Here is a 6,583-nt window from a genome sequence, read left to right as displayed (position 1 = left end):
GCCTAATCGTTTTTGAGCAAAGCCAGGTAAGGTTAAGCCCAGTATGAACAAAGCTGATAAAATTGTTTTTCTCATTTTCGGTTTCTTTTGGTTAGCATTTAATGGGCTAATTTACTGAGGTATATCCTTTCAAAATGATGGAATATGAGCAAAATATTAAGTTAAATTGGTTTAAGTTTTAACGGAGAAGGTTGAGTTTCTTAAAACTTTGAAGATGCTATTCTTGTTTAATTGGCAATGTTGTGAAACTTAATTTGACAAAAGAAACGATGGAAACTCAAAAAACACCTGCTAAACAGAACAAACAACCAGGGATAGAGGCGAAGATGGATCCAAGACCTGAAGTAATTAAAGCAAACTATAAGGGAGCAGGAAAACTGAATGATAAGGTTGCCCTGATTACCGGTGGAGATAGTGGCATTGGTCGTTCGGTAGCAGTTCATTTTGCAAGGGAAGGTGCCAACATTGCTATTGTTTATCTGGATGAGGATGTTGATGCAAAAGAAACCCAGAAAATGGTTGAAGTTGAGGGTAAAAATTGTTTATTGATTAAAGGAGATGTTAAAAAGCCTTCATTTTGTAGAAAAGCAGTAAAAACAACTGTTAAAAAGTTTGGAAAGATCAATATTTTGGTAAATAATGCCGGCATGCAGGTTCCGCAGAAAGATCCAAAAAAGATCGACGATAAACAGTTGGAAGATACTTTCCGTACTAACATATTTGGCTATTTTTACTTTGCGCATGAGGTATTGGAATATTTTCAGGCAGGCGATACCATTATCAATACCACCTCAGTAACGGCTTATCGTTCTTCGCCAAATCTGATCGATTACTCTTCAACAAAAGGCGCAATAACTTCTTTTACACGTTCGCTCGCTACAAATTTAGCCAAAAAAGGTATCCGGGTAAACGCTGTCGCACCGGGACCCGTGTGGACACCACTCATTGTATCTACTTTCGATGAAAAAAAGATTAAGTCATTTGGGTGTGAAACAGCCATGGAAAGGGCTGGTCAACCCTCAGAACTTGGACCATCTTATGTATTTCTCGCTTCATGATATTGGTTTATTGATTGCCATATTTTCGAGTATCATTGTGGTAATGCTCGATAGCGTTATTGGTATCCATCGGCAATACGGCAAACTGTTTAATATTATGGAATGGATTTTCGCCGCGCTTTTCACAGTCGAATACATTTTAAGATTGGTGAGTATCAGAAAACCGATCAGTTATGTGATCAGTCCATTAGGTATTATCGATCTGATTGCATTGTTACCGTCTTATTTGAGTATCTTTTTTATTGGTGCACAATCTTTACTGGTTTTTAGGGCACTAAGGTTACTTCGTGTTTTCAGGATATTCAAACTCGGACATTTTTTAACAGAGATTAATTTTTTAACCCAGGCACTGAAAAACAGTGTGCGGAAAATCAGCATATTCCTGCTAACCGTTTTAACCATCACCGTAATTCTTGGTTCTATTATGTATTTGGTAGAAAAGCGCGAAAATGGATTTTCGAATATCCCCGAAAGTATTTATTGGGCCATTGTAACCATTACAACTGTTGGTTATGGCGATATTTCGCCCATCACGCCACTGGGTAAGTTTGTGGCTTCTGTAGTGATGCTGATCGGTTATGCCATTATTGCTGTACCCACCGGGATTATTACCCACGATATTGCTGTTGCGGCCAGACAGAAAAAAGAATTACCCGAATCCTGTCCGAGCTGTAGTAGAGAAGGGCATGATAGCGATGCCTTGTTTTGCAAATATTGTGGATCCTCTTTGTTTAAATAAAAATGCCAGATAATTACTAACCTGGCATCTTTTATAATGGAAATAATGACTTATAACATTTCGCTATCTTCATCATCGTATGCATTCGGATCTTTATTCAGTTCTTCTATATCAGATTCGTTATAGTCATCCGTTTCTGCTTCATCGTCATCGTCATCCTCATCTTCTTCGTCTTCCGGACCTTTGATTTCTTCATTTAATTGTGTGCCTTCGCCATCAGCATATTGCACTTCATCATCTGTATATTCATTGTCTTCAGATGGCTCAGGAGTGGCGTGACCCTCGGCTGCATTTCCTTCCGAACGGTTGATCTGGAACTGTTCGATATTCTGAATTTCTTCTTCAGGTTGATTGTTTTCTAGATTTTCCATAGTAAAAGTCTTTTATAGTAGAACAGATTCTGATCAGATTAAGTTTAGAGAAAATTTAAAATCTTAAACCACTGGTGTTGTAAGGTTTTTAAAACATGGATATGATTTGCTCAAACTTTTTAAATGTTAACGGGGTTTTATAAATGCATTTACCTTAATTACTTAACCATGAAAAACCATTTCGATACCAGGAAAATAGCAGTAGTGGGAATGATTATTTCAGCTACTTCATTTAATGCTGTTGCAAAAGCAGACTGGCATTATGCAGGATCATTTGATTATATTAATCAACAAGATAGTTTAACCACCACACAATTTTTGCAACAGGCGGCTATTGCCGGAATGAAAGAGGTATCAACCGGGAAACTTGCGGCAGAGAAAGCRACAGATCAAAAGATAAAGGCATTTGGCCAGATGATGGTTGACAATCATACCAAGGCCAATGAAGAATTAAGATCCTTGGCGAAACTTAAGAAAGTAAATTTGCCAATATTCAAGCCCTGGCTAAATAGTAGCTTAAGTTATTTAGCATGGTAACCTTTTGCTTTCATATTCTTCTAAAACGATTTATTGGATTTGTAAGTTTAAATAATTAATATATTTGTTTAAACCTCGCCAATATATGTTTTCAATAAAACATTTTTCAGATTTAGGATTTTTCATCCTTTCAAAACAAGAAAATGAAACCCAATATGCAGAAATTTATAGTAAACGCTGTAGGTTTTCTTTGCAGACAATCCTCATACCAACCAGGAAAATTTTAATATGCTTTTTAGCCTTGAGCTCAATCTTTTTTACGGTTTGTGCTAAGCCAGGAGCGGAACACCATCAGGCAGATATTGTAATTTATGGAGGAACATCAGCCGGTATAATTGCAGCCGTACAAGCTACCAAAATGGGTAAAAGCGTTATTGTAGTTTCACCCGACCGCCATCTTGGTGGTTTATCATCTTCAGGGCTGGGCTTTACCGATACGGGAGACAAATCCGTAATTGGTGGCCTCGCCAGAACATTTTATCAAAAGGTTTATCAGCATTACCAGCAAGCTAGCGCCTGGAAATGGCAGAAAAAAGAAGAATACGGTAACAAAGGACAGGGTACACCTGCTATTGATGGAACGGACCGTACCATGTGGATTTTTGAACCTCATGTTGCTGAGCAGGTTATGGAAGGTTTTGTTAAAGAAAATAAATTAAAAATTTACCGCGATGAATGGCTGGAGCGAAAACAGGGTGTAAAAATGAAAGATGGTAAGATTATCAGTATCAAAACCTTATCTGGCAAAATTTTTAGTGCAAAAATGTATATCGATGCTACTTATGAAGGCGATTTAATGGCTGCAGCTAAAGTAAGTTACCATGTGGGCAGGGAAGCAAACCATATCTATAACGAACAGTGGAATGGGGTACAGGCCTTGGTTTTTCAGCATGCGCATTATTTTAAAAATAATATCGATCCCTATAAAATTCCAGGAGATAAAAAAAGCGGCTTGTTGACGGGTATTTCTACTGATCAACCTGGACCGAACGGAACGGCAGACCATAAACTTCAGGCGTATTGTTATAGGATGTGCCTGACCAATAAAGCCGAAAACAAAATAGCGTTTCCAAAACCAGACCGCTACAATGCAATGGATTACGAATTGCTGTTAAGTGTGTTTAATGCCGGTTGGAACGAGCTTTTTAATAAATACGATCCTATTCCGAACCATAAAACAGATACCAATAACCACGGACCATTTAGTACCGATTTTATTGGAATGAATTATGCCTATCCTGAAGCAGACTACACAAAGCGGAAAGAAATTATTAAAGCTCACGAAAATTATCAAAAAGGATTAATGTACTTCATGGCCAACGATCCAAGGATGCCCGAAAAAATTCAGCAGCAGGTTAAAAAATGGGGTTTGGCGAAAGATGAATTTAAGGATAATGGAAACTGGCCATATCAGCTTTATGTACGGGAGGCGAGGAGAATGATTGGAGATTTTGTGATGACCGAGCATGAAGTACTCGGCAAAAAAGAAGTGTCAAATCCGATAGGGATGGGCTCTTACGCCTTAGATTCTCATAATGTGCAACGTTATATTACGCCCGAAGGTTATGTGCAAAATGAGGGCGATATCGGCGTTAAAGCACCGAAACCTTACAGTATCTCCTACCAGGCCATCGTACCCAGGAAAACCGAATGCAAAAATTTATTGGTTCCCGTTTGTTTGTCATCATCCCATATTGCGTACGGTTCTGTACGCATGGAGCCTGTATTTATGATCCTGGGTGAATCAGCTGCCACTGCCGCATCCTTGGCTATCGATCATAAAATCAACATTCAGGATGTAAACTACAATGAATTAAAAAACTTGTTGTTAAATCAAAAGCAGTGTTTAATTTTAGAGACTAAAACGATTTATTAGCCTTAAAATGTAAGAACCAAAAATTTTTATTAAACAAACAAACTTTAAAATGAAAAAATATCTGTCATTTGCCGCCTTAATGCTGGTTTTTACAATAAAACTCTTTAGCGCCCCTATAGAGCTCCTATCTCCAGATAAGCGGATCAAAATATCGGTAGCCATTAAAGAAAAAATTGGCTACGCGGTTACATTTAATGGTAATCCTTTATTAGCCGATTCCTATTTACAGTTAAATCTGGCTCAGGCAAAGCTTGGTGAGCATGCAAAATTGATCAAAAAAACATTTTCATCTATAAACACCAGTTCAAATCCTGTTGTACCGCTTAAAAATGCCACAGTGATTAACCATTATAACTTGTTAAGGTTAGATTTTAAAGGCGATTTTAGTGTAGAATTTCGAGTTTATAACGATGGGATAGCTTACCGGTTTATTACCAATAAAAAAGACTCGATCATTATAAACAGCGAAGATGTACACCTTAATTTTAATAATCCCGTTAAAGCGGCTTATTTAGAAACAGGCGGTTTTAAAACTTCGTATGAGATTTTATACCGCCAAAACGAGCTTGGAAAAGTGAATAAAGAGAAGATGAATGTATTGCCAATATTGTTCAACACAGGAAAATATAAAACACTTTTATCAGAAGCAGATCTATACGATTACCCTTGTTTGTTTATAAAAGCCACAGATGATAAAACTGTTGATGCTATTTTTCCAAAGGTGCCATTGGCTTTTGGAGAAGATGGAGACAGAAGTCGGAAAATTTTAAAAGAAGCCGATTATATTGCAAAAACAGCTGGTAAAAGATCGTTTCCATGGCGTTTTTTTGTTATTACCGATAAGGATACGCAATTGGCTGCTAACGAAATGGTTTATAAGTTAAGTACACCTAACCAGTTACAAGATACCAAATGGATAAAACCTGGCCAGGTAACCTGGGAGTGGTGGCATAATGCCTATGTATACGGCGTGGATTTTAAATCGGGTTATAATCAGGATACTTATAAATATTACATCGATTTTGCTTCGAAATTTGGTATTCCTTACATCATTATGGATGAAGGATGGGCAAAAACAACACTTAATCCTTTCGAACCTAATCCAACCATTAACCTGCAAGAGTTAATTGCTTATGGCAAACAGAAAAATGTAAAAATTGTACTTTGGTTTACCTGGCTGGCAGTCGAAAATAACTTCAACATTTTCGAAACCCTGGAAAAATGGGGAATTGCAGGAGTGAAAATTGATTTCATGGATAGGAGCGATCAATGGATGGTAAATTACTACACCCGTGTAGCTAAAAAGGCGGCTAAACACCATATATTGGTCGATTTTCATGGTGCATTTAAACCAGCTGGTTTGGAAGTAGCTTATCCCAATGTGCTCTCTTATGAAGGCGTTATAGGTATGGAACAAAATATTGGAGGCGGTTTGGCCACGCCAAACAACAACTTATTCCTTCCATTTTTACGTAATGCAGTGGGGCCGATGGATTACACGCCCGGGGCCATGCGTTMGGCACATAAAGAGGATTATAAACCTAGCTGGGTAAATACCATGAGCATTGGTACCAGGGCGCATCAGCTGGCCATGTATATTGTTTTTGAAAGTGGTTTTCAAATGCTGGCCGATAATCCTTTTAACTATTTAAGAGAGCCCGAAACCACTTCGTTTATTACCAGCGTTCCCGTAACCTGGGATGAAACTAAAATCCTGGATGCAAGCGTTGGCGAATATATCGTTACAGCTAAACGTAAAGGCGACAAATGGTTTATTGGTGCTATGGGCAACGATCAAAAACACGACTTGAAAATTGAAACCGGTTTTTTGAAACCAAATGCAAATTACCAGATCAACCTGATCAAAGATGGCATCAATGCCGATTTTCAGGCAATGGATTTTAAACGCATCGTAAAACCAATTAAAGCAGGAGAAACGATCGATATCAATATGGTAAAAGACGGTGGCTTTGTTGCTGTAATTGAGCAAGTTAAATGACAG

The 6,583-nt window shown here is 37.9% G+C and carries 6 protein-coding genes; 5 read left to right on the top strand and 1 reads right to left on the bottom strand.

The genetic code is table 11. The annotated features are described in order from the left end of the window. The first annotated feature begins 242 nt into the window (after positions 1–242). Both AC1DND_RS22135 and AC1DND_RS22130 read left to right on the top strand, forming a co-directional pair. The gene (locus tag AC1DND_RS22135) at positions 243–1,058 is read left to right on the top strand and encodes an SDR family oxidoreductase (protein ID WP_477584774.1); all 816 of its coding nucleotides are present in this window, start codon (positions 243–245) and stop codon (positions 1,056–1,058) included. Continuing rightward, the gene (locus AC1DND_RS22130; RefSeq protein ID WP_477584773.1) at positions 1,027–1,797 is read left to right on the top strand and encodes an ion transporter; all 771 of its coding nucleotides are present in this window, start codon (positions 1,027–1,029) and stop codon (positions 1,795–1,797) included. Before AC1DND_RS22135 ends, AC1DND_RS22130 begins: the two co-directional genes overlap by 32 nt. A gap of 50 nt (positions 1,798–1,847) precedes the next feature. Here AC1DND_RS22130 and AC1DND_RS22125 read toward each other — a convergent pair whose 3' ends face one another. Next, positions 1,848–2,168 carry a hypothetical protein gene (locus AC1DND_RS22125; protein ID WP_477584772.1) on the bottom strand — a complete coding sequence of 107 codons (321 nt, stop codon included), beginning with the start codon at positions 2,166–2,168 and terminating at the stop codon, positions 1,848–1,850. A gap of 168 nt (positions 2,169–2,336) precedes the next feature. Between AC1DND_RS22125 and AC1DND_RS22120 the strand changes: the two genes are divergently transcribed. From AC1DND_RS22120 to AC1DND_RS22110, 3 genes are all read left to right on the top strand, one after another. Beyond that, entirely contained in the window at positions 2,337–2,705 is a 369-nt protein-coding gene (locus AC1DND_RS22120; RefSeq protein ID WP_477584771.1) for a DUF4142 domain-containing protein, read from the top strand. A gap of 241 nt (positions 2,706–2,946) precedes the next feature. Further along, entirely contained in the window at positions 2,947–4,581 is a 1,635-nt protein-coding gene (locus AC1DND_RS22115) for an FAD-dependent oxidoreductase (protein ID WP_477584770.1), read from the top strand. Between the two features lie 49 nt (positions 4,582–4,630). Further along, positions 4,631–6,580 carry a glycoside hydrolase family 97 protein gene (locus AC1DND_RS22110; RefSeq protein WP_477584769.1) on the top strand — a complete coding sequence of 650 codons (1,950 nt, stop codon included), beginning with the start codon at positions 4,631–4,633 and terminating at the stop codon, positions 6,578–6,580. The last annotated feature ends 3 nt before the right edge of the window (positions 6,581–6,583 follow it).

Source organism: Pedobacter sp. 01N416, from assembly GCF_056399685.1.
Note: the sequence above shows the minus strand (reverse complement) of the source record. Positions and strands in the feature narration are given on the sequence as shown.

Excerpts from the sequence above, each read along its gene's own strand:
- AC1DND_RS22125 (WP_477584772.1), bottom strand. The coding sequence starts at position 2,168 with ATGGAAAATCTAGAAAACAATCAACCTGAAGAAGAAATTCAGAATATC.